26 protein-coding genes are annotated in these 23,623 nt (G+C 44.4%); 5 read left to right on the forward strand and 21 right to left on the reverse strand.

Features of this window, described 5'->3' with window-relative positions:
• Positions 1-289 precede the first annotated feature (289 nt).
• The 16 genes from AAEO56_RS04620 to AAEO56_RS04695 form a co-directional block, all read right to left on the reverse strand.
• Positions 290-859, reverse strand: coding sequence for a hypothetical protein (locus AAEO56_RS04620; RefSeq protein ID WP_341695853.1), 570 nt, complete (start codon positions 857-859; stop codon positions 290-292).
• A gap of 2 nt (positions 860-861) precedes the next feature.
• Entirely contained in the window at positions 862-1,866 is a 1,005-nt protein-coding gene (locus AAEO56_RS04625) for a hypothetical protein (protein ID WP_341695854.1), read from the reverse strand.
• A 577-nt stretch (positions 1,867-2,443) separates the two neighbouring features.
• Positions 2,444-2,962 (reverse strand): hypothetical protein, encoded by a 519-nt coding sequence (locus AAEO56_RS04630; protein ID WP_341695855.1) that lies wholly within the window; start codon positions 2,960-2,962, stop codon positions 2,444-2,446.
• Positions 2,953-3,408, reverse strand: coding sequence for a hypothetical protein (locus AAEO56_RS04635; protein ID WP_341695856.1), 456 nt, complete (start codon positions 3,406-3,408; stop codon positions 2,953-2,955). The genes AAEO56_RS04630 and AAEO56_RS04635 overlap by 10 nt, the downstream gene beginning before the upstream one ends.
• A gap of 100 nt (positions 3,409-3,508) precedes the next feature.
• Complete coding sequence (locus tag AAEO56_RS04640; RefSeq protein ID WP_341695857.1) at positions 3,509-4,156, reverse strand: hypothetical protein; 648 nt, start codon at positions 4,154-4,156, stop codon at positions 3,509-3,511.
• Between the two features lie 633 nt (positions 4,157-4,789).
• Positions 4,790-6,124, reverse strand: coding sequence for a phage terminase large subunit (locus AAEO56_RS04645; RefSeq protein WP_341695858.1), 1,335 nt, complete (start codon positions 6,122-6,124; stop codon positions 4,790-4,792).
• A 489-nt stretch (positions 6,125-6,613) separates the two neighbouring features.
• The gene (locus AAEO56_RS04650; protein ID WP_341695859.1) at positions 6,614-7,156 is read right to left on the reverse strand and encodes a terminase small subunit; all 543 of its coding nucleotides are present in this window, start codon (positions 7,154-7,156) and stop codon (positions 6,614-6,616) included.
• 398 nt (positions 7,157-7,554) lie between these two features.
• Positions 7,555-7,908: a hypothetical protein gene (locus tag AAEO56_RS04655; RefSeq protein ID WP_341695860.1), complete on the reverse strand. Its 354-nt coding sequence runs from the start codon at positions 7,906-7,908 to the stop codon at positions 7,555-7,557.
• Positions 7,909-8,917: 1,009 nt separating this feature from the next.
• A complete protein-coding gene (locus AAEO56_RS04660) occupies positions 8,918-9,388 on the reverse strand; it encodes a sigma-70 RNA polymerase sigma factor region 4 domain-containing protein (RefSeq protein ID WP_341695861.1) in 471 nt (156 codons plus the stop codon).
• Complete coding sequence (locus AAEO56_RS04665) at positions 9,385-10,023, reverse strand: glycosyltransferase (RefSeq protein ID WP_341695862.1); 639 nt, start codon at positions 10,021-10,023, stop codon at positions 9,385-9,387. Before AAEO56_RS04665 ends, AAEO56_RS04660 begins: the two co-directional genes overlap by 4 nt.
• A gap of 441 nt (positions 10,024-10,464) precedes the next feature.
• Positions 10,465-10,902, reverse strand: a complete 438-nt coding sequence (locus AAEO56_RS04670; protein ID WP_341695863.1) for a hypothetical protein — start codon at positions 10,900-10,902, stop codon at positions 10,465-10,467.
• Positions 10,903-11,038: 136 nt separating this feature from the next.
• A complete protein-coding gene (locus AAEO56_RS04675) occupies positions 11,039-11,290 on the reverse strand; it encodes a hypothetical protein (RefSeq protein ID WP_341695864.1) in 252 nt (83 codons plus the stop codon).
• A complete protein-coding gene (locus AAEO56_RS04680; protein ID WP_341695865.1) occupies positions 11,290-11,517 on the reverse strand; it encodes a hypothetical protein in 228 nt (75 codons plus the stop codon). The genes AAEO56_RS04675 and AAEO56_RS04680 overlap by 1 nt, the downstream gene beginning before the upstream one ends.
• Before the next feature lie 133 nt (positions 11,518-11,650).
• Entirely contained in the window at positions 11,651-11,863 is a 213-nt protein-coding gene (locus AAEO56_RS04685) for a hypothetical protein (RefSeq protein WP_341695866.1), read from the reverse strand.
• A gap of 113 nt (positions 11,864-11,976) precedes the next feature.
• Positions 11,977-12,165, reverse strand: coding sequence for a hypothetical protein (locus tag AAEO56_RS04690; RefSeq protein WP_341695867.1), 189 nt, complete (start codon positions 12,163-12,165; stop codon positions 11,977-11,979).
• Between the two features lie 2 nt (positions 12,166-12,167).
• Entirely contained in the window at positions 12,168-12,377 is a 210-nt protein-coding gene (locus tag AAEO56_RS04695) for a hypothetical protein (RefSeq protein WP_341695868.1), read from the reverse strand.
• A 184-nt stretch (positions 12,378-12,561) separates the two neighbouring features.
• On the opposite strand from AAEO56_RS04695, the gene AAEO56_RS04700 reads away from it, so the two are divergent.
• From AAEO56_RS04700 to AAEO56_RS04720, 5 genes are all read left to right on the forward strand, one after another.
• On the forward strand, positions 12,562-13,305 hold the full coding sequence (locus AAEO56_RS04700; RefSeq protein WP_341695869.1) for a helix-turn-helix transcriptional regulator: 744 nt from the start codon (positions 12,562-12,564) through the stop codon (positions 13,303-13,305).
• Positions 13,306-13,458: 153 nt separating this feature from the next.
• Positions 13,459-13,869 carry a hypothetical protein gene (locus AAEO56_RS04705; protein ID WP_341695870.1) on the forward strand — a complete coding sequence of 137 codons (411 nt, stop codon included), beginning with the start codon at positions 13,459-13,461 and terminating at the stop codon, positions 13,867-13,869.
• Positions 13,870-14,095: 226 nt separating this feature from the next.
• Complete coding sequence (locus AAEO56_RS04710; protein WP_341695871.1) at positions 14,096-16,117, forward strand: thioredoxin domain-containing protein; 2,022 nt, start codon at positions 14,096-14,098, stop codon at positions 16,115-16,117.
• The gene (locus AAEO56_RS04715; protein WP_341695872.1) at positions 16,114-16,956 is read left to right on the forward strand and encodes a mechanosensitive ion channel family protein; all 843 of its coding nucleotides are present in this window, start codon (positions 16,114-16,116) and stop codon (positions 16,954-16,956) included. Before AAEO56_RS04710 ends, AAEO56_RS04715 begins: the two co-directional genes overlap by 4 nt.
• Positions 16,957-17,090: 134 nt before the next feature.
• Positions 17,091-17,777, forward strand: a complete 687-nt coding sequence (locus AAEO56_RS04720) for a hypothetical protein (RefSeq protein ID WP_341695873.1) — start codon at positions 17,091-17,093, stop codon at positions 17,775-17,777.
• Positions 17,778-18,239: 462 nt separating this feature from the next.
• Here AAEO56_RS04720 and AAEO56_RS04725 read toward each other — a convergent pair whose 3' ends face one another.
• From AAEO56_RS04725 to AAEO56_RS04745, 5 genes are all read right to left on the reverse strand, one after another.
• Positions 18,240-19,256 carry a coiled-coil domain-containing protein gene (locus AAEO56_RS04725; protein ID WP_341695874.1) on the reverse strand — a complete coding sequence of 339 codons (1,017 nt, stop codon included), beginning with the start codon at positions 19,254-19,256 and terminating at the stop codon, positions 18,240-18,242.
• Between the two features lie 33 nt (positions 19,257-19,289).
• A complete protein-coding gene (locus AAEO56_RS04730) occupies positions 19,290-20,018 on the reverse strand; it encodes a hypothetical protein (protein ID WP_341695875.1) in 729 nt (242 codons plus the stop codon).
• Positions 20,005-20,565: an RNA polymerase sigma factor gene (locus AAEO56_RS04735; protein WP_341695876.1), complete on the reverse strand. Its 561-nt coding sequence runs from the start codon at positions 20,563-20,565 to the stop codon at positions 20,005-20,007. The genes AAEO56_RS04730 and AAEO56_RS04735 overlap by 14 nt, the downstream gene beginning before the upstream one ends.
• A 173-nt stretch (positions 20,566-20,738) precedes the next feature.
• Positions 20,739-21,926, reverse strand: coding sequence for an aspartyl protease family protein (locus AAEO56_RS04740; protein ID WP_341695877.1), 1,188 nt, complete (start codon positions 21,924-21,926; stop codon positions 20,739-20,741).
• 591 nt (positions 21,927-22,517) lie between these two features.
• The gene (locus AAEO56_RS04745; protein WP_341695878.1) at positions 22,518-23,495 is read right to left on the reverse strand and encodes a polyprenyl synthetase family protein; all 978 of its coding nucleotides are present in this window, start codon (positions 23,493-23,495) and stop codon (positions 22,518-22,520) included.
• Positions 23,496-23,623: the final 128 nt, after the last annotated feature.

Below are 23,623 nucleotides of genomic sequence, written 5' to 3' on the forward strand. Positions count from 1 at the left end.
TCCTCTCCCCAACCCTCTCCGAAGGAGAGTGAGCATGATGTGCCGAGAGGCGTGCTTACTCTTTCGACCTCACCCCCAACCCCTCTCCCAAAGAGAGGGGCAGCTGGACTCGAGACGTGATTATGTTATAGTTATTGGAATTGCCTTATAGTCCTCACCCCAACCCCTCTCCAAAGGAGAGGGGCAGCTGCACTCTTGCCGGATGAGTAGCATTCACTCTTTGGGAGTAAATGTTGCGGATTCTTCGTGTATGGAATTTGTGATTTGCTTTTTTGGAATTTAATCCCGGCTATACGTTATTGTTTTCGTTATAGGCGTGCTCAAACTCTATGGCGTAATTTATGAGGCGGTCGTTTTGCCGGTTCTTGAATTCCTGGCTGGAGGTACTTACATTTAATGGGACGGTTATTCCACCGGAAAGCATCCATACTCTTTCTGAGAGCAGCAATTGCCTGATCGCTTCGTTCTTGTCTTCGGTTATGAAGCCGCTATTGACTGTGAATTTGGTTTTGGCGTTTACATTATATTTTATGAACTGGTGGCTGCCTATAGGCCTGTTGCTCTCAAAGTTTTCGCTTGTAATACTGATGGTGTCTTTTTTTGCCTTGAAGAACGTGAACAGCTGAATAGCGCCTTCCTTATTCTGGAATGCAACATCTATGGGCGTATAGCGGCATTCGTCGGTTATAAGGAGGGTTTTTACCACACCATTATATGTGATTTCTACAAATTCGTCAGATACGGCTTCGGCGATATTGACCCAAAGGTATTTTACCATCTTATTTGAATAGTAGCTCCTTTGAGCTTCGATAGTATAATTTATCTGGTTTAGCGGATATGATATTACGGTTATATTCATTTCTATGGGATATTAATGGTTGCGGATAATGGTATGGTTAGTGACACCTCATTTGAATAGTTGCCGTTTACCTTCATCCTTATTTTCTGATTTCCGGTGGGAGTCCATGAAAAATCCCTTGGGCTGTTGGCATCATAGGGCCATACATCCCAGTTGCCATCATATATCTCGAGGTCAACTGCTGCAGCGTTTATGTTCAAATTGTAAAAGATCCTTGTAGCGTGCCCACTGCTGTAGGGTTCGATCTTGTAAATCCTAATGGCAGTAATGGTATAAACGGCAGAATAGATGATGGTTGATGTTACAGGGTCGAATGCTCCTGCCCTTACTTCGAACAGGCCTGAGGCTATTTCTGAAGGCACTATATAGCTGCTGCCAGAATGCGCTACCGGTGTCCAAGTAGTGCTACCAACCGGCCTTACAGATACAAATATCTCGGTATATGGGAAATTGGCTGCTGCCGTAAGGCCGTACTTAACACCTGTTGTCCTTAAAAAACTATTTATCGTAAGCGTCCTTTCGGGTACCGGCGGTTCGTCTACCATTATGGGCAAAACAAAATAACCGTCCCTGCTTACTTTGAACTCATCGCCTGTGAGCAGTATCTTATTTTCGGGCAATTGCGGGTTTTCGCCTTCAAGAAAATAACCATATCCCTTAAGGGCAAGATTGACTTCCTGTAAAGCAGGCACTGTTGGCAAGTCCTCATAGTAACATTCGTATTTCACCCATACCTGGTTATTGCCATCAACCAGCACGGTTGAGGTTTCCTGCGTACAATCAAATTCGATAAAATCATTTACAATGCGCGAAATATTTATTTTGTCGCTGCCTGATGCCCCTGATGCATTGATTTTTGTCATTATATAGACAGCTTCAGCCGGGACAGCGGTTTTGCTGCCATCCCAAATATAAATGCGTACTTCATAGCTGCTGCATACAACTCCTGTTAATGGACTGGTTAGCGGTACGCTTATGTAATGCGGAGATAATGTTTTGATGCTCATTATTTTTGTTTTTTATAGTCCTCATCATAATTGTTAATCCTCACCCCCAACCCCCTCTCCCAAAGAGAGGGGGCAGCTACACTCAGGCTGAATAGTCGTCTCGTCAATACTCTCAGGTTACTTCGACGTTCCTTATAACGATGATAGAGGGGGAGTGAGCTATACTCAGTTTAGATAGTCCTCTCCCCCAACCCTCTCCAAAGGAGAGGGAGCCGGAACGTGCCGATAGGGTGTGCTACTTTATGTTTTTGACCTCACCCCTAGCCCCCTCTCCTTCGGAGAGGGGGCAGCTACACTCATGCTGAATAGTCGTCTCGTTAATACTCTAAGGTTACTTCGACGTTCCTTATAACGATGATAGAGGGGGAGTGAGCTATACTCAGTTTAGATAGTCCTCTCCCCCAACCCTCTCCAAAGGAGAGGGAGCCGGGACGTGCCGATAGGGTGTGCTTACTTTATGTTTTTGACCTCACCCCCAACCCCTCTCCGAAGGAGAGGGGGGCTACACTCCTGTCTTACAATTCGAATTTGTATTTAGACATTACTGTCTAAGCTTCTGCAAGTGATGCGGTATACATTATTGTTTCAGGGCTTTTCTTATCTCTTCAAGCATCTCGGGTACGTATTCTTTTACCAGTAGCTTCGGCAGCTTAAAAAATTCGTCTTCAAAAGGCTTTGTTAAAAAATGCGATGCCCTAATTCCTTTGTTATAGACCGATCTGGTAATGAGAAATGCGGTTTGTTTGTAGGTGAGGAACTTTCCTGTTTTTTCGTTCTTAAAACGGATTCTCTTTCTTTTGACCCAAATGTTGATCGCTGCCGTGAGTGCGCCTTTTTTGCCTTTTCCGCTTCCAAAATGAAAGGGACTTTGAGGAGCCCTTAAACTGCTAGTTTTACCCTGTACTCCCTGGTCGATGTAGGCTCCATATCCTAATGAAGAGATGGTAAGCTTATACTTATCTTTGCTGGATTTGAGCTCGTATTTGATGCTGTTCCCAAGTTTTCCAGAGTCCGACCTTCCCAGTGCAGCAAGCCTTTCTTTGGAATTTTTCTGTACGGTTTTACCCAAAGTTTCCAGGAGATCCTTTATTGGCATAGGTTTATTATATCATTTGGGGTTTCTACTTCGAAAGTCATGATCCAGCCGTCAAGCAGGTTTTGCTCATATTCGGTACAGATCTCGAGGCTGGGCGACTCGCTGGCTGATATGTTGAGCTCTTCAAAATCTCTTAGCATCAGCAGCCATACACGATTGAGTACGGCAAGTGTTGCATTGAGGTTATCGATCTCATTATCATTGTCATAATACTTATCATCGCTAACCTCCCTGTTGCTGTCCCGGATATCGAAGCAGCCCATCTGCACACTGAACTTTACTACACCATCGCTGGGAAAGGAGGCGTTTCCGATGGCGACATGCAACAGCGGAAAAATATTCTTCCTGCTAATATCAACCTTATCAAAATCGCCTTGTGTAATAGTGTTTACAAGTGGCTGTGCTATTTGCTTTATGTACCTTAAGAGCTGGCTGTATCCGTTCATTATAAATAAGATGTTTGGGTGTTATTTCCTTTTCGTATGGCCGCCTTCACTTTGTTTTCCACCATTTCGCAGGCCAGGAACACGAGGCATTGGTGAAGGCCTAATTTTTCGATCCTCGGGATTTTAAGAATATTGTTCTTAGCCAGCTTTTTAATCGTCGGATACCAGCCGAAGTCCTTGAAAAATTCGGAAGCGGATTTTCCCTCAGTAGTTCCTCCGTCAAATACTTCTGGGTAGCTGCCTGTAATTCGCTCGCTAAACTGTAAAAAAAAACCAGCGCACCATTGACGGCATTCAGTGGCATGTCCTTCATCATTTCGGCATATTCTTCGGTACCGTCATAAGGCATAATAACATAGCTGCTACCAATGGTTTTGATTACGGGACGGAAGAGTACGGCCATGAGCCTATGGAGGGTTTCGGAACTCAGGCCGTGTTGCGAAAGGTCGGCGAATTCGCCAATAGTGATCTTATCGAAGTCGGGGATAAAACCAAATTCAATACCGTGCATGGTAAAGCGGTCGGTGAATTCTGCGTCGGTATTGAGGGCCGCATCAATTTTGAAAAGTAGCCTGTCATAATCTGCCTGCCTTAGGTGCGCTGTGTCTTTAAAGGGGATTCCTGTAAACAGGGAAATTTTTCGCCTGTTGAAGTTCTGCGTGTCCAAATCGCGCTGCAACAGCTCATCGTATTTGATGAACTTTCCGAGAGTTATCTCGCTGATATTTTCGGGTAGTATGATTTCCATATTGTAGTAATGGGGAGGTGATTGTTTTGTTTCAGGTTTGATAAAAGGAGTGTGGTTTTTGTCCTCACCCTTATGCTAATTAGTCCTCACCCCCAGCCCCTCTCCCAAGGAGAGGGGAGCAGCTACACTCGTGATTAGGTTAATCCTCTCCCCGACCCTCTCCAAAGGAGAGGGAGCGAGACGTGCCAAGAGTGCGTTGTTCACTCTTTTGTTTCAACCTCACCCCCGGCCCCCTCTCCCAAGGAGAGGGGGAGCAGCTACACTCATGCCGGATAGTAGCAAGTATTACTAAAGTTTACTTATTAGCCTTGATAGGAGTGGTATCCCCCGCTTTTTCGGCGGGGATATAGCGGATAGCAGGAATATGGACGGCTAAATAGCGACGGCCTTTCGCTTCTGATAATAGGTGGGTCAGTTCTTCGCTCTTATAGGCATCACCCCCAGCCCCTCTCCAAAGGAGAGGGGAGCAGCTACACGTGATTAGGTTAATCCTCTCCCCAACCCTCTCCAAAGGAGAGGGAGCGAGACGTGCCAAGAGTGCGTTGTTCACTCCTACTGTTGGCCTAACTCAACAACCATTTTTCAAAGGAGAGGGGAAGTGTAAAGTATACAGCGTGTGTGTGTTCTCAAACATCACCATTTACTGACAAACCTCACATCGAGTTTGCCGGGTTTTTTGAGTTCGAACCAGTAGCGCATCATGATGCTGTCCCATTCGTCCGGGGAGCGGCCGATGAGTTCTTTGATGCGGTCTTTAGGAACGATGCCCTGCTTTCCGTCTTTGTCGATATCCTTTAGCTTGACCTGTTCCATTTCTTCGGAGGTTATTTCGATGACTGTGGCATCGGTACATATCTCGCCTGCCTGGCGTCTGGCTATTTTTTCGGCCATTTTTATGGAGCACTGGCTCTTGAGGTTGTCAAAATTTGGCACCATGTAGGTGGAACCGTCCTTTATTTCTATAGGTTTCGAGTTGTTTACGAAACCTTTGCAACGCAGGTAGTCGATCACGCCGCCGCCTACCCCATCTTCATCTGCAATGATGTTGCTTAGCGGGATAGCATGGTTCTTTTGAAGTGCTTTTGCCCGGTCGACTATTTCGTTGATGGCGGATATGTCCATCGCTTCCCTGTGGATGCACAGCCAGCCATGCCACACACGGAACACGGTCTTATCCTTTCCTTTGCGGGCCACATCGATGGTCATGAATTTGAGTCCTTCAGGTTTCAGATGAGAGGGGTTGAAGTAATCGGCTATACTGTCGGTATCAATTAGTGTTGCAGGGTCGTCGTCGTATTCCCAGTTGCCGAAATAGAGGCGTTCCTTTTTTACTTTGTCGAAACGCAGCATTGATATCAGGGTGCTTTTGGGGAGGAACGGATTATCGGCGGGCAATGACTGGACAAAACGCCTGTAGAGAGGCAGGGTTTTGTCGCGAGAAGGCTTGTAGAATTCTTTGTACGTCCAGTTCTTTGCAGGGTTGCAGGTGCCGAGCATTTTTGGGATAAGTCCGTATTTTGTGAGCTTGTACCTGATGCGCGACTTTACGACCTGCCATGCATTATAGCTAACCTGGTTGCACTCATCGACAAAGGCACCGGTGATCTCGAGGGACCCGAGGCTGTCGAAGTTGGGGTCGCTGGGGTACAGGTACAGGTCTTTTAGCATTATCTGGCTGCCGTTGTTCCAATAGAATATGTGCTCCTGGGCATTGTAGCGGAATTGGTTGGCCAACCCGAGCTCAGCTACGGTTTCCAGGAAGGTATTGAGCGTGGTTTCGCGAAGGCTCTTCAGCTTAGAGCGCCCCATCAGCCAGCGGGTGCCGGGGTATTTCTGGCACATCTCGATCAGCCACAGGCAGCCGAGCTTGCTTTTCCCACCACCTGCTGCACCGCCGTAGAGGACTTCTTCGGTGCTGTTGTCTTTGAGGTAGTAGATGGCGTTTTTTTGCTTTTGAAGGAGTTTCATTTTTGATCATGATTTGAAAAAGGGAACGCGGATGACGCTGATTTGGGCGGATTTTTACTTTGGTAAACCTCACCCCCAGATCCTCTCCAAAGGAGAGGGGAGTGAGCTACATTTGGGCTTATTAATCCTCTCCCCAACCCTCTCCAAAGGAGAGGGGGGCGGGACGTGCCGAAAAAGCGTGTTATTATTGTGGTTTTGGCATCACCCCCTAGCCCCTCTCCAAAAGAGTGGGGAGGGAGCTGCACTCATGCTAGCAGTCCTCTCCCCGGCCCTTTCCGAAGGAGAGGGTGACGGGATGTGCCGAGTGGAAGTGATTACTATTGTGGTTGGGCCTCATCCCCGGAGTGAGCTACACTTGCGGTGTTTTGGCATCACCCCTAGCCCCTCTCCAAAAGAGGGGAGCAGCTACACTCATGCTGGATTGGTTGCAAATAAGATGCAAGCATTTGTGTCTATTTTTTGGGTTGCAGGTGAATCTGCGACTGAAAATTATTCCGGTTCGCCATCGCCGAGGTTAAGGAATACGATGTTCTGGATGGGTTTGGATTGCTGGTTGTCTTTCTCGTAGCCACCCAGGTGTTTCATGAGTTTTTCTATGGCATCTGTCCTGCTGTAGGTTTTTATTTTTTTTACGGCGCCAACTACATCGCGCACTCCTTCGCTATTGCGGCCATATACTTCGCTTACGTCGAGTTGCTGTATCATTTGGCGGGTTTCCAGCGGCATGTCTTTGAGGGCGATAAGGGAGCCGTTTTCGTCGTAGAGGTCGGCTATGTCGAAGCGTACCATTGCGGCTAGGTTTTGCAGCAGTTCGTCGAGGGTGATGTTGTTGCGGACCTGTGCTTCCTGCTGTAATTCTTTTATGCGTGCCATGACCAAGGGATTACTACTTATCCTAGTTGCACTTGGCGCAACAATGGGCTTGTCGTAGACATTATAGGCTTCGCGATAGGCTGCGGACTTATTGCCAAGGCGTAGGTATGCCCGGCAGAAATTTTCCTGTTTTATGGTGAGGGTTTTGGGGTTTTTCATAAGGTTACAGGTTTTGGGTTGCGGGTTGTGTAGGTCCTCACCCCCGGCCCCTCTCCCAAGGAGAGGGGGGCGAGATGTGCCGAGAGATCGTGATTACTGTTGTGGTTTGACCTCACCCCCAGCCCCTCTCCAAAAGAGATGGGGCAGCTACACTCGTGGTGTTGAGAGCTACACTCCTGCTGTTTAGTCCTCTCCCCGGCCCTCTCCTTTGGAGAGGGAGCAGGGACGTGCTGAGAGGACGTGATTAATGTTATGGTTTGGCCTCACCCCCAGCCCCTCTCCTTTGGAGAGGGGAGTGAGCTACACTCGTGCCCGGATGAGCGGCCTTGCCTTTAGAACTATAGGTCTGGGAGACGCAAAGCATTGGTCTCCAGTATCGGGATGCCGCTTTGAGTGAACTATTCAGGATCATAGGTTTTTATTAGGCTGTCCATTTTTTCTATCATGCGGAGGTAGGGTAATGGGTCGCAGGTGGCGCAGGGTTCGTAATAGGGAACATTGAATACGCCGGCGTAGATACCGCACACATATGTGCGCTGTTCGACTGAAAGCCTGAGCGTGCGGACTTCCTGGAATGCTTTCCAGCCTGCGATTTCTTCTTCGGTCATTTCCCGTATGTTTTTCCTGATACGGTTAGGGAAGATCCGGTTCCACTTTTCCTGCCTCTTTTTGCATGCTTCGCAGGGCTCTATGCCTGCAAATTTTGTGATTGCCGCTACTACGTCGCCGGCTCCGCGGATGTTTTTGCCCATTTGTTTGCGTTTTTTGAATTTATAATGTTTGGTGTGGATTAATTTGGCCTCACCTCTCACCCGCCCTCTCCAAAGGAGAGGGGCAGCTCCACTCATGCTTAGTCCTCTCCCCGGCCCTCTCCAAAGAGTTATATGGAAGAGGGAATGTGATTACTCTTACCATTTTGGCCTCACCCCCAGCCCCTCTCCCAAGGAGAGGGGAGTGAGCTACACTCGTGGTGGGGAGAGCTACACTCCTGCTGTTTAGTCCTCTCCCCGGCCCTCTCCAAAGGAGAGGGAGATGGGACGTGCCGAGAGGGTGTGATTACTTTTGTGGTTTGACCTCACTTCCAGACCCTCTCCAAAAGAGAGGGGAGTGAGCTACACTCGTGCGCCTCTTACTGACAGCAATTGAATCAAGCCTTTGAAAGTAAGCGGAAAGTTTTTACTCTAGCCCTGATAGAAGCGGTATCCCCCGCTTTTTCTGCGGGGATATAGCGAATAGCAGGAAAATGGATTGCTAAAAAGCGACGGCCTTTCGCTTCTTGCAAGCATATATATTATCTTGATTGTTATTGTTTTTTTTCTAGCTAATGATTATAGTCCTCACCCCCAACCCCCTCTCCCAAGGAGAGGGGGCAGCTACACTCGTGGTGGGGAGAGCTACACTTCTGCTGTTTAGTCCTCTCCCCGACCATGTCCAAAAGAGCGATATGGACGAGGGTATGTGATTACTATTGCGGTTTTGGCCTCACCCCCAACCCCTCTCCCAAGGAGGGGCAGCTACACTCGTGGTGAGGAGAGCTGCACTCCTGCTGTTTAGTCCTCTCCCCAGCCCTCTCCAAAAAGTTATATGGAAGAGGGGATGTGATTACTCTTACCGTTTGGCCTCACCCCCAACCCCCTCTCCCAAGGAGAGGGGGCAGCTACACTCATGCCGGATAGTATTGCGTTATCATATCAAAGAATTGTGTGTGTGTGTGACGCCAAGCATTAAGTCTTTACGTTAGATGGTAAGCAGGTAGGCGGCTTATAACGCTGCCTGCGCCGGTATGAAGGTTCTTGCCCATTGCTCGAGCTTTTCTTTTGCTTTCTTCTCTATCCTGTGTACTTTTTGGAAATTGATGTGGTACTGCCGTTCTATCTCCCGCCCACTTATTTCCTGCCGCAACAGTAATATCTGCTTTTCTACCCAGGTGATGCAGTCGGGGATTTCGAGGTTGGCATATTTCGGAGGTTCTTCCTCGTTATCTATGAAAGTAGAATTTTCATTCAGGTCGGCAAATTTTTCTTTTTCCTTAATAAAATTATTAAGATAGATGTGCTTCATCGTGTGGTAAACGTAAGGGTCGTTGAAGGCGGCATTGTTGCGGCGTTCGGCGAGATCGTGCAGCTTGAGGTACATCTCGCTCACAAGATCGTCGGCCACATAGGCATCCCTGCAGATGCCGCGAGCCATCCTTATCCAAGTGTCGTGCCTTAATGCGAGTTGCTCTATCATATCGTTGTTGCTACTTTTGCCTGTTCGAGCACTGTGGCCCTTCCCGGCGTTACTTTAAACTCATGCCCTGCTTCCAGCACTTTACCCAGAAGCGTGTCGTGGTACCTGCGGGCTACTTTTATAGTGACTATACTTTTCTTAGCCTTTACCGGCACTGCTTTTTTATTTGCCATATTTAAAAAATTTAGCCAGTCTTTTTCTGTGCTTTTTTCCGTGAAGGAATCAATTACAGGTACAGACTGAAGTTTGTTACTATCAAAATTGCTCAGGTCCATATTGAGGATGTAGCCGTTTTCTCCGTCGATGATCATTTCGTGGATGCTTGGAAAATCCGTAGCAATCACGGGGACTTTTTGCTGCATGGCTTCGTAAACCGAATACGGGAAGCCCTCAGTATCGCTGAGCTGTATGAGGTAGTCATAGCGTTTTACCACTTCGAGAGGTTCATGGGTCACTCCCCTGAATTTTATCGTTTGGAACAGCGGGATTACCTGACGGGCATAGGCTGTGGACGTATTGCCGAAACAGTCCCACGTAAAAGGGATTCCGGAAGCCAGCAACAGCTTTTCCACTTGGAGCATGCGTTCAAACCCTTTTTCGCGGGAGATGCGGGATATTGTTACGAGTCGTATCATGTTTATAATTTAGGTGTGGATTGCATTAATTCAAGTACTCTCCAACCCTTTCTGAAGGAGAGCGATTGAGATGTGCCGAGTGGGTGTGGTTTGGCCTCACCCCCGGCCCCTCTCCAAAGGAGAGGGGAGTGAGCTAAACTCGTGCTAATATTCCTCTCCCCAACCCTCTTCAAAGACAGCGAGCGTGATGTGCCGATTGAGGGTGCTTACTCTTACAGTCCTCACCACCAGCCCTCTCCCAAGGAGAGTGGGGCAGCTGCACTCTTGCTGACATTGCCCCTTCTCTAAAAGAAATAGGGCCAAACGTTTCAAGGGATTGATTATTCTTGTGGTTTTATCCTCACCCCCAACCCCCTCTCCCAAAGAGAGGGGCAGCTACACTCTTGCCGGATTGAACAGTACTTCCTTTTGAGATTTGAATTTTGGAATTTGTTATTTGCATCATAGCAGGTTGTAAATCAATTTGTCTATTTTATAGGGTGTTGCGATTTCGAACTGGCGGGCCACGTGGTTACTGACGGCGACATGGTGGGTTGTGGCCGAATCTTTTTTGTATTTGAAATCCCAGTCAGTTATACAGGCCACGTAGTCGGCGTGGATCATCTGGATCTGTGTAGCGGCTACAATGCGCCTACCCGGGCTTTTGCCCCATGCCGTTGCCAGGATAAGGGTATCTGCATGCAGCACTTTTGCGCCAAGCTTGTGGCATTTGGCGTAAGCCGAGATAGCGTTACGAGTTTTAGCATCACAGGTATCATACGCAAATGTGATTGCCGCGTGCAGAGCCATCCTTTTGCAGAAGTTGACTACAAATGTTTCGATGCCGCCGATGCCATTGAGGTGTGACGCGTAAATAATAATGGAGTGCGGATAGCCCATGAAAATACAGTTACCGATTGATAAATTTGTAATTAACGTAGGGCGGGATTCCGCTTAATGATATTAGTATGGACTACTTAACTGAAACTGGCTTACCTTAATAATGATAAATTAAGGTGTTTGTTTTACTAGTGTGTTAAACCCTGACCAGTGTATCGATGACTACGTTGTTATATGTACCTTTTGAGCCTGAAATGTGGAATTCGAGTTCGGCTACATCGCCGGGGAGTATGTCGTTGAGAAGGGCTATTTTGGTGCCAAGCGCCGAGGGGTAGAAAATCTTTCCGCTTTCTTCCTGCTCAAAATGTATCTGCTGTACCGCTGTGCCTAATTTGGTGGTTTTTACTTCGCCGATAGCCGTAACTATGCCTTTGATTTTGTAGTTCATCAGTACGCGTATTTATAATTATTTGAATGTTCTCCCTGTTTTGAAACTTCGCGGTAGCTTAAAAATTCTTCGGTAGTGCAATTGACTACCTCTTCGAGTGAACCGCGGAAAATGGTTTGCGAGGCTACAATATATATCCTCCATTCTGTGCCATCGAAGGAAATGCGGTGCTCGCAGTTAGATGTTTCTTTTACGATTTGTTCCAGATTTTTTAGTTTTTCTTCCATGATATTTGAGTTTTAGTTTTTAGTTTCAATGATTATAAAAGGAACGCGGATTTGGCCTCACCCCCGGCCCCTCTCCCAAGGAGAGGGGGCAGCTACACTCTTGCCGGATACGGATGAGGTCTTAAATATTACATCAATACCTTAATCTGAAGAAATAGGGTGTCGTGACAAGTACCGCAATGGCTACTGCCATGAATAGGCACAGGGCCATCATGAGTTCGCTGTTGTGTTTTATGGCAAGCGAACCTGTTATCCGTCGCTGCATAAAGTAGTGGTAGCAGGCAAACATGGCTGCCGCACCGGTAAGGCAGAGGATGCCGTAGGTAAATTCGAAAATGTGTTCCATCTTAATTATTGCTTAGGGTTATTACGTGTGCAGTTTTGCTGTCTATAAAAATCACTTTCACAAAGGGTCTCCTGTCAAAAAGCCCTTTAGCGGGAAGCAGTGCCTTATCGTGTTTAAGCAGCGTGAGCATGGCTTTTCTGCTTTATCCGCCAAATGCCCACATCGCTCCTTGTCCTGTCGCCTTCGTGTGCACTGGCCCAGTTGATTACTTCATTATCTGCCGGGTAATTCGACACCAATATCACAAAGGGCTTTTTAAAAGCACCTATGTTCCTGTGCGCTATTGTAAATCCTTGTTTCATAATTATTCTGTTATTGTGAATCGCCTGTCCTTATTAAAAAGCATAATAGCAGTCATTTCTTCGGGAGCAGATTTGTAAACAGCATTTACCATAGCTGCGTTTTGACGATGCTCCAGAGCCTGGCTGTACGCCGATATCCTGTCATCATACCTGCCGTTAGTATTCTGCCGTGTAAGATTGGCTATTGCCTGTAGAAGTTCCGCTGAAGTCATACCTGAAATTTTTAACTTTTCATTAACTTTTAGCAATTGAATTTCCATATCTTTGTAATGAATTATTGTTACACTTGATTGATGTAGCAAATTTACAAGAAATATTTCTACATAAAAAATATTTACACGAAAATTTTCTACTATTGAGTATATTTTTTTCGTATTGATATTTAAAATATTGATTATGAACGATATAAACATTAAAGAAAGCCGTGAACTTGCAGGTATAACTCAGGATTTTCTTGCTTCAGAGCTTGGAGTGACGGTTAGAACAATCAGCAGCTGGGAAAACGGAGCTACGATTCCGAAGGGAAAACAAGAAATGATACGGAAATATTTCTCGTTAAAAACTAAAGAACCAGAAGTTTCTTCCGAAAGAGATATTCATGTTGTAGATTCCTATGAATTGCAGTTTACTAAAAATAAGAATGCCAATCATTTTACAAGATTACCGAATGGCCAGTACTACATGACAATGCCACTGGCCGAGCACAAAATACAGGCAGGATTCCTGGATAACTACCAGGACATTGAGCTGCTAAAGGGAATGTCGCAACATGGCATTATTGTAGACCGGCCCGCAAAAGGGCGTTACCTTGCCTTCAGGGTAAAGGGAGACAGTATGGATGACGGGACCAGCGACGCCATACCGCAAAATTATATTGTAGCCACCCGGGAACTGCAAAGGCAGCACTGGACAAGCCTGATACGTTTTAAAGATTTCAGGTTTTGGGTGATATACACAACCGAATCGAAATTTCCTTTATTGAAAGAAATTACCGGCCATGATGTAGAGAAAGGTATTATTAGCTGCCATTCGCTAAATGACAGCCCGGAATACAAAGATTTTGACCTTTCCTTAAATGATGTACAGGCATTATTTTATGTAATTAATATCCAACGGGATGTCGCGAAGGATTATTATTAAATTGGGAAAAATCAAGTTAAACCTATATATGTAAATACACCAACAAAGTTAAAGATGAAAATTTTCAAACATTTTTAAGAAAATAATCTTTTATATTATTTTCTTTTGTATATTTACACCGTCTAATAACATAAATATAAATTTTTATACGCCATGAAAAAAACAATTCTATTATTAAGCGCTATCGGGATGGTAGCCTGCTCGAACAACTCTGAACTGGTTGAACCCCTTAAAGCCGAATTAATAAAGAGCTACGGTAAATCGCAAGAAGAGGTAGATTCATACACTTATTCCGTTCACGACGCATACGCCAAGGAGGTGCATATGGCACTTAATGAGAAATACCTTAAAATAGGGGAATACGCCATGGATGCAGGCAATATGGACAGAGCTGAAGAAGCATTAAAAGCAATGGACAGCCTTGAAGCCGCATTGCCGAAGGATAAGGACAAAAAATACTACGCCGTACACGCTTACAAGCTCCGGGATAAGGACACGATATTTAATGTGTATTATTACATGGATACCAGTAATAAACTGGTGGCTGTAAGAAGCAAGAAATAACACGTATAGAACTATTAAAACCTGGGGTTTTTGTCTCAGGTTTTAATAACATATCGTTTAAGCCTGCTATTTATACTTTAACGTACTGGTTTACATAACCTTTTGTGAGAAAATAAAACTCATATTATAACGAGACTACTTTTCATGTACACCTGATAAGCCAATTTTCATAAATGGCTTGTCCACCCCTGCGTCTTTCAGTAAATTTACAGCATAGAAATAAGCCATGAACGAACTGAATCTCGAAACCAGCCCATATCTGCTCCAGCATGCCAACAATCCCATCCATTGGAAGGCATGGAACCATCGCTCGCTCGCTAAAGCACAGGAAGAAAACAAACTCATTATTGTGAGTATCGGCTATTCTGCGTGTCATTGGTGCCATGTAATGGAGCATGAGAGCTTTGAAGATGAAGAAGTGGCCAAAGTGATGAACCGCCATTTTGTTTCGATAAAAGTGGACCGAGAAGAACGCCCCGATGTGGATGCAACGTATATGAAAGCGGTACAGCTCATGACCGGGCAGGGCGGCTGGCCCATGAACGCCGTATTGCTTCCTGATGGCAGGCCGGTATGGGGCGGCACTTATTTCAGGAAAAATAACTGGATGGATGCGCTGAACCAACTTCAGGATATTTATGCTTCTGAACCCGAAAAAATGGCCGATTATGCCGAAAAGCTAATGGAAGGCATACAGCATACGGGACTGGTTATGCCCAATGATGAAGGAGAGATACCGGATCCCGCTAACATAAAGCCCTTAGTTGAAAAATGGGCGAAGAGCTTTGATCATGAGTTTGGGGGTTATGCACGAGCACCCAAATTCATGTTACCCAACAACTACCTATTCCTGCAACGTTATGGCTACCAAACCAGGTCGCAGGATATTTTGGAGTATACAGACGTTACGCTTACACGGATGGCCTGGGGCGGATTGTTTGATACAATTGGCGGTGGTTTTTCTCGCTATTCGGTTGATATGAAATGGCACGTCCCGCATTTTGAGAAAATGCTGTATGACAACGGCCAGCTAATGAGCCTCTATGCCGAAGCGTACAAACGGACTAAAAACCCGCTGTATAAGGAGGTGATTGAAAAGACACTTTTCTTTATAAAAAGCGAGCTGACTGATGAGAACGGCGCGTTTTACAGCGCACTGGATGCGGATAGTACCGACCTGCACGGCCATCTGGAAGAAGGCGCCTTTTATGCTTGGGAAAAGCAGGAACTGAAGGATTTGCTCGAAGAAGAATTTGACCTGTTTGCAAGCGTCTATAATATTAATGAATATGGGTATTGGGAGGATGGAAAATTTGTACTCATACAAAATGAAACCCCGGAAGCGCAGGCAACAAGGGCCGGGATTACTACTGATGCACTAAGGGAGAAAAAAAGCGAATGGGGAAAATTGCTATACGAAGCCCGCGAGCACCGCGCCAAACCACGACTTGATGATAAAATCCTAACTTCGTGGAACGCTGTGATGCTGAAAGGCTATGCCGATGCTTACAAAGCCCTTGGAGATGAGGAATACCTTACTGCCGCCCGCAATAACGCGGTGTTTATTTCCGGAAAAATGTGGCACAGCGACGGCCATTTGTGGCGCACCTACAAAAATGGCACAGCGAAGATTAAGGGTTTTCTGGAAGATTATGCCCATACTGCTGATGGTTTTATAACACTGTATGAAGCTACCCTGGAAGAAAAATGGCTGTTTTATGCCAAGCAGCTTACCGACTACTGCCTCGAAAATTTTTACGATGAAAAGCTGCAATTCTTTGCCTATACATCCAAAAAAGAGGAGCAGCTTATCGCGCCGCATTACGAAACGGAAGACAATGTAATCCCGGCATCCAACTCAGTGATGGGGAATGTGCTTTACAAACTGAGCCTGCTGTTCCATAATACTTATTATGAACGAATTGCCTTGCAGATGCTTTACCGTATAGTACCGGGGTTGGATTATCCGTCGGCATTTTCAAACTGGCTTAACCTGTGGCTGGAACTTTCGGCACAAAACAGGGAATTGGCAGTTTGCGGGGAGAGTGCAGCTGAAGCTATTAAAGAGATTAATAGCCATTACCTGCCCCATGTCATCATTGCAGGCTGTGTGGAAGAATCGGTGGTGCCTTTCCTTGAAAACCGCTTTGCCAAAGACAATTTAATGTTTTATGTTTGCCGAAATAACGCATGCAACCTGCCTCAATCGTCATTGCAGGATACTTTAAAAGAATTAAAATCACTATGAAGCCCTTGTTTGCCATCGAGAATATCGACACTTATATAAACCGGTTCATAACTAACATGGTCGACTACGCGCCAAGCCTTATTTCGGCTATAGTTGTACTTGTTATCGGGATACTTATCATAAAGCTTTTCCGCAGGATCGTTAAAAACCTTATGACAAAAAGGGATCTCGATCCTACCCTTTTGAAATTTGTACTCGATGTGTTTACATGGGTATTCCGGGTGCTGCTTTTCGTTACTGTAATCGAGCAGCTTGGTGTAAAAACCACCTCGTTCATGGCTGCCCTGGGCGCTGCGGGGATTGCCATCGGACTGGCATTGCAGGGCTCGTTATCGAATTTTGCAGGCGGATTGCTCATTATACTGTTTAAGCCCTTCCGCGTAGGTGACTATATTGAGGCGCAGGGCCAGGCGGGTACTGTAAACAGCATCCAGATATTCAGCACCAGGGTAATCACATCGAACAACCAGGTCATCTATATGCCGAATGGGGCATTATCTAACGGGACCATCAAAAACTTCTCGCAGGAACCGCTTCGACGTGCCGAGATCATATTGAGCGTAGGCTATGAAAGCGACCTGAAAATGGTAAAGGAGGCGATATTCGGCGTAATTGAGCGGGATACCAAGATCCTTAAAGAGCCTTCACCCGGGATTGAAATAAAGGCACTTGCAGAGAATTCGATAGAACTGTCGGTAACCTTATGGGCCGAACGTGCCAATCATGGTAAAATGGTATCTGACTTTTATGAAAATATAAAAGAAGCCTTCGAAAACGCAGGTATAACAATACCTTATCCGCAAAGGGATGTGCATTTAAAACAAGAGAAAGAAAAATAGCCCTATCGGCAATAATCCGTTAAATACATCGTTTAAAAACCTTGTGGCATACTATTTGTAAATTTATACAACATTGTAAGCAATGTCTTTACAAAAAAAGTATATTTGGCACTTTAATTTTTATAACATCAATCATGAAGAAATTTAATGTAATCGCGGGTATCGCTATGGCTTTTTCGCCACTGCTTATGAATGCCCAAATAAACCAGACACCGCTGAATACAGGAGGTGCAAGAGGGCAGATCATAACATCAGCAGAGAAGCCGATGTCAGCTGTGGGATCGATGTATACCAATGAACGCTATATGCCTGCAAAAGTATCCGGAAATGAGCAGATTTTGCTTGTTCGCTATAATGCTTATTCTGATTATTTTGAACTTAACAATCCGCAGGAAGGAAAAACACAGACTTTGCCAAAACAGCCTAATGTAAACATTACAATGTCTGCTACCGGCGAGGTTTATTCGCTGCAGCAATATAAAACCGAAGATGGTGAAGAAATCATAGGCTACCTAAATGTAATAAGCGACAAACCTAAGGTGAAAATTTTCAAAAGGGAAAGGATTTACCTGCAACCGGGAAAAATTGCAGACAACAGTTATTCTTCATCAAAACCTGCCACTTACAAAAAAGCTGATGATGAATTTTATGTAAAAATAAATGATGGCGAAACTGTATTTGTATCTGGGAAAAAAGATGTTGCCAACCTTATACCGGGTAAAAGCAAAGAGGTTTTGGACTTCATCAAGAAAAACAAGCTTGACCTTGAAAAAGCTACTGATCTTCAGCAGCTTTCAGGCTACCTTGAAACAATACTGTAAAAATACGATCTAAAAAAAATCTTCCAAACATAAGGTTTATGAAAAGCGGCATCAAATGATGTCGCTTTTTTTATACTCAGGACTACAACCTCCAATGATCATAGCATTGTTTCCAGGTTATTCGCCTGTTTGCGTCGTGCTGACCGTTTATCACTGGTTAGGTATAGGGTTTGTGCCACGGTTATTACTTTACGAATATGTCTTTCCACAGGATACCTTTATGGTGCCACTTGGACGGTTTGTTGGTTATAAACATGACAACCGTTTTAACATCGGATAAAAGCTGCTATTCGAAAAACTGTCAGGCACATGGTTTTGCAAACAAGCCCATTATAATTAGTAGCCAATGTAAAACCATTGCAAGCTTTATGTGCCTTTGCAGAAGTTACTAAACACAAAAAAGGACACCCCTATAGGAGCATCCTCTTTTTCAAGTACAAAACTAACCCTTAACTTAACTTTTTAATTAAAATCAAATCTTATGCCAAGAGACAAATTATTTGAATCAATTTCATTATTTGCAAATACCGGCTGAAGATCGTATTTAGCATACAGGCTTATCTCACCGTACCCAATGTAAGCGCTTGCCCCGTAAACAAAGTCACTTACATTGAAATCGCCTTTTTGCTTCACTTTTACATCATGGCCATTTTCATTATATTTAAGTATTTGTTTTTCCTTCACATTAAATCCTGTGTAGCCTCCAATTCCCAGACGAACGCTCTTGTGTGTAGGGAAATAGGTCTTGTCGCCGTTAACCTGTTTTTTGGTCAGGTCGAACTCCAGGTGCACCGGCAATACCAGGTTTACATAACGAAGGCGGGATACATCAAGGTTGAGGCCGGAATCCTGAAGGAATGTTTTGCCTCCCTGCGTTACGAACATTTTGTTATTGTCTGGGCGAAGGTTGTTGTATTGCAGTGACAATCCGTATTTAGCATGAAGCAGATTGTTGTTTTTCAGCAGCCTCGTATTCCAGCTCACTCCCCATTCATAAAAATCTGACCGCCATTTGAAGTTATCCTGGTCTATTTTATCATCAGTCACAAGGCGGTTTACACCAAAGGCGAACACGAACTGCGAGGTTGTCCTTTTATAGCTGTACTCTTTCGTCTTTGTGGTATCCTTAGAACCGTTGATAAAAATATGGAATCTGTCATTTTTTATCTTCCCGTCAACTTTATCTTTTACAAGCTGGCTTAGTTTTTCTTCTTCTGCCGCAACCCTGGTTTCAATATTTTTGGCACGAAGTTCGGCAAACTGCTGTTTTTTGGCATCTGCCTCAGCTTTCGTAATCTCGTTTTTCTCAAGCTGTGTGTTTACTGCTTCCACTTCAGCTTTAAGGGAATCTTTTTCCTGTTTGGTTATCTGCTCAATGTTAGTAGCGATAGCGCCTGCTCTTTCCTGAAAGCTTTGGGCATGTAACCTTGTAGCGCAAAGGCATAGCAATGCCACTACATAAAAAGTAATTGTTTTCATGTTTTTAATTATTTACTGTTTTGTTATTGATGATTATTGATAGTTTCTGTTAGCTACAGAAGATTTCACTGCATTAAAGTTTTTAACTACACCCTGAAGGGCTTTGTCCCGGAAGCTTTCATCAAGCTCGCCCTCTACCGAGGAAAGTAACGAATTGGCATCTACCTTTATAGACTTCTTTTTTTTATGGGCAACGTCACCCGAAGCGGCAAGAAGCTTATCTGCTTCATCAGGATTAGGCATACTGATCATTTCTTTTATCCCCTGATTGGTTACAGCTGCAAGACCTTCACTATTTATCGGGGCAACATTACTCTTTTCTTTTATGTTACCTGGAGTGCTTTTGCTATCTTGTTTCTTCGATGAACTGCTTCCGGAAGGCTTTTTTTGAACTGTTTGCGTAGTGGCTATTGCATTTTCGGTTCTTTGCGGGGCAGTGATGTTTTCTGTTGCACTGTGCTCTTCTGTCCGGAGTGGCCCTGTTGCGTTTTCTTTTTTAACAGGCTGCTCTTCATTTACAATCCCGGAGCCTTTATTTATAGTACCGCTACCGGATTCTTTTTCCTGGTTTAACAAAAACACGCCTGCCATAAGGAATACCAAAAAACTTGCCGCCATATACATCCATGTCCTGTTTGGCTTTTTCTTCTCTTCGCCTACCGAGAGCATGGCATCCAGCCTGTCCCAAGCCATTGGCGATGGCTCGATGGTCCTTTGCTCCAGCTTTTTTTTGAATTCCTGTTCTAATTTATTCGGTTCCATTTACGTAATTCTTTTGCTTGTTAATTTGTTCCTGAAGCATCTTTCTTGCATGCGACAGTTGCGATTTTGATGTCCCTTCATTTATCCCCAGCATCTTTGCTATTTCCTGGTGCTTAAACCCTTCAATCGCATAAAGGTTAAACACCATTTTGTATCCGTCCGGCAGGCTGTCTATCAGCGATTGTATGTCCTCTACCGAAAAATGGCTCTCTATATTATTGAACGTGTCCTCAACATAAAACTCATCTTCCAAAAACCCTACTTTCTTCTGCACCCTCAGGTACGATATGCATTCGTTTACCATTATCCGCCGTATCCATCCTTCAAAACTGCCTTTGTGCTCAAAATTCTTAAGGTTGGTAAATACCTTCATAAAAGCCGTTATCATGATGTCTTCAGCCTGGTGCACGTCCTTTACATACTGCCGGCAGATGCTCAGCATCTTGGGCGCATACTTAGAGTAGATCTTCTGCTGGGCATGCCGGTTATTATCGGCTGCCAGGCTTATGATGTCCCTCTCTTCCTGGTGTAAGGCAATTACTTTCAAAATTCGTGTATTGGTTTGTTTTGGTTCAGAAGGCTGTTCTCATTTCTCAATTACTAACCGACTTCTATTAGCATAGACGAACAGCATTGCGAAATGGTTGCACGGGTAGTAAAATATTTTTTATAAAAATACATAAGTATTTAAATAACAAATAGATATGTTTTAATAAAAATTTAAAATATTTTCTCCTTCTTAATTTTTATTTGGCGGGGCTTGCCATTTTTAAGGATAGTGAGGGCAATTTCCTGCTCACTTTCGAGCAATTGTGAAAATTTCTGCCAGCAATCGCAGAAATCAGGGCATATGATTTTCTTGCCGTTGATGGAAGTAACACGATCGCCCGGTGCAAGACCGGATTTTTCTGCTGTTGTGCCGGCAATAACGGTTGCTACCTTATAATACCCTTCTGCATATTCGAGGCTGAAGCCAAAGCTGTCCCACTGTTTTGCTACAGGTATTTCTTTTATGGGTTTGAAGTACATTTCGCCATTGCCAAAATTGAGCGTTACGATATAGTCCTTTATTACAGGATTGCCAAACAGTGTGAGCCCCGAGCCGTCCCTGTAATAGGCTGGTGTTGCGTCAAACCTGAGGTCATTGATCACGCAATCTGCTTTAAAGACATTGATGCCGTCGGTTACCTTACCATGGTGCGTTTCTACCGAACCGCCAATGATCCTGGTTTTGGCTAGAGCCATATCGATAAAGTTTTCCGCATCCTTATCCCCTATCCATAGCGGCGAGGCGCATCCGGTATCGAACATCAGCCATTGCGACCTGCCATTGATGCGCGACATAAAATACGGCTGGAGGTTATTGTTGAGGTATACCGGAATTCTTACAGCGCCCTCCATTCCTGAAAGCCGCTCTATATTGTCGGTAACAATTATTTTCCTGTTGGGATAATCAATCTGCCAGATGTAGTTTTGGATAATAGCCGAACCAATGATACCGCCATCGACCATACATTGCAACTTTGGCGAATTATCAAGTTCGATGCAGTAGGCCTTTACATTGTTAAACACCAAATCACCCACAGTAAAGTTTCCTGTATTTACAATATCGGTTTCCCGGGCAAGCCCATTGGTGCTGCTCAGGAGCTGTTTTCCTAAAACAGTAAAATTATTTCTTTGTAATACCGCGGCATCGATCATGGTATAGCCGCCCGTATCAAAAAGAAAATCATAGGTTTCTCCGCCTACCCCGCCTTTAATTATGATCTCCCCTGTATATTCGAACGGTATCTCATAGTAAAAATCCCTTTTTTCGATACCAACGTCGTTCACAAGTTTCCGTATATCCTCGGCTGTCTCCAACTGGCAGTAGGCCTGCATAAAGACAAGGCATAGTATTGCGGTCATGTAACAGACAGGTTTCATAGTAAGGCGGTAGGTATACTTACAACGCCTGTTTGCCAGTATCAGTATGCCGTTACATAAAAAAAGGCTGCCAATCAGGGGGCAGCCTTTTTAACTAAACAAATAAAAAACTATTTTTTATAATTGCTGCAAGTGTAATCCCCGCAGGTAATTTATTTAATCATATTTAAAGTTCTGCTACTTTACATCCTCCAGTTCAATCAACCCCACTATCCGATACTACATTTTACTAACTTACAATTTATTCTTCTAACTCCCTGAGTATAGCTTCGAGGCAATTAAGTTTATTCCAATAGTGTGGTGACCGTTACTGTTATGATAAACTTAACACTATTCTTGGTGTAAAAACGCTATATCGTTAGCATAAATACTATACGCAGACAAAATTTTTATTGATATGACTAAAAAACTAACTATTCTTTGATGAAATCAGATAGTTACCTTGTTGAAGAAGAAACTGAAAATGCTGCCTAAAACGGTATTGTTGAGGTAATGTATAGTTTTTTTCCTTAGTGTTGTAAAAAGGTGAAGGTGTACAGGTAAGGAAAATATAATGAACCGAAGCTACGCCCGCTATATTTTTCTTTCGATGACATAATTTACCATAAGCATCAATGCGTCCTTATAAACCGAAGATGGATAATCGGCGAGGATTAGAAGCGCCTCTTCGCGAAACTGTGCCATTTTTTCTTCTGCATAACCAAGCCCGTTCTTTTGCTTTACAAAAGCGATGACTTCTTTTACACGCTTTTTATCTTTGTTATGATTTTTGACCGAATTAATAAGCCACTTTTTTTCTTCCTTTGTGCAGTGATTGAGGGTATAAATAAGCGGCAAGGTCATTTTCTGTTCTTTAATATCGATGCCGGTAGGTTTGCCAATGGCATCATCGGTATAATCGAACAGGTCGTCTTTAATCTGGAATGCCATTCCGATGAGTTCGCCGAATTTCCGCATCTTCTCGGTGTGATCGCTTTCGGGCTCTACAGAACAGGCACCAAGCGAACAGCAAGCCGCGATGAGCGTAGCTGTTTTTTGACGGATGATCTCATAATAGATGTCTTCGGTAATGTCGAGTCTTCGTGCTTTTTCTATCTGCAATAATTCGCCTTCGCTCATTTCGCGTACAGCGACAGAGATAATACGAAGCAGGTCGAAATCGCCATTGTCTATAGAAAGCAGCAATCCCTTAGAAAGCAGGAAATCACCAACCAGTACAGCGATCTTGTTTTTCCAGAGTGCATTGATGGAGAAAAATCCCCTTCGCCTGTTGCTGTCGTCAACTACATCATCGTGCACAAGGGTAGCTGTATGTATCAGCTCAATAACAGCTGCCCCGCGATAGGTGCGTTCGTTAACTGTCCCGCCGCTAATCATTTTGGCAGTAAGGAATACGAACATAGGGCGCATCTGCTTGCCCTTGCGGTTTACGATATAATAGGTGATACGGTTAAGCAGCGCTACTTTTGAAGACATGGAATCGCGAAACTTTTTCTCGAAAAGTTCCATTTCCCGTGCTATAGGCTGCTTGATCTGCTCTGTTATTTTCATGGAACCACAAAGATAGCAAAAGACGCGTAATGCCAAAAACATCGTAGTTATCTTTACTATCCTGTAGCAATTATTTATGATCGCATACACGTAAGGATCTAAACTTTACTTTGATAATATATTTCATA

The organism is Flavobacterium arundinis, assembly GCF_038289855.1.
Lineage (GTDB): Bacteria > Bacteroidota > Bacteroidia > Flavobacteriales > Flavobacteriaceae > Flavobacterium > Flavobacterium arundinis.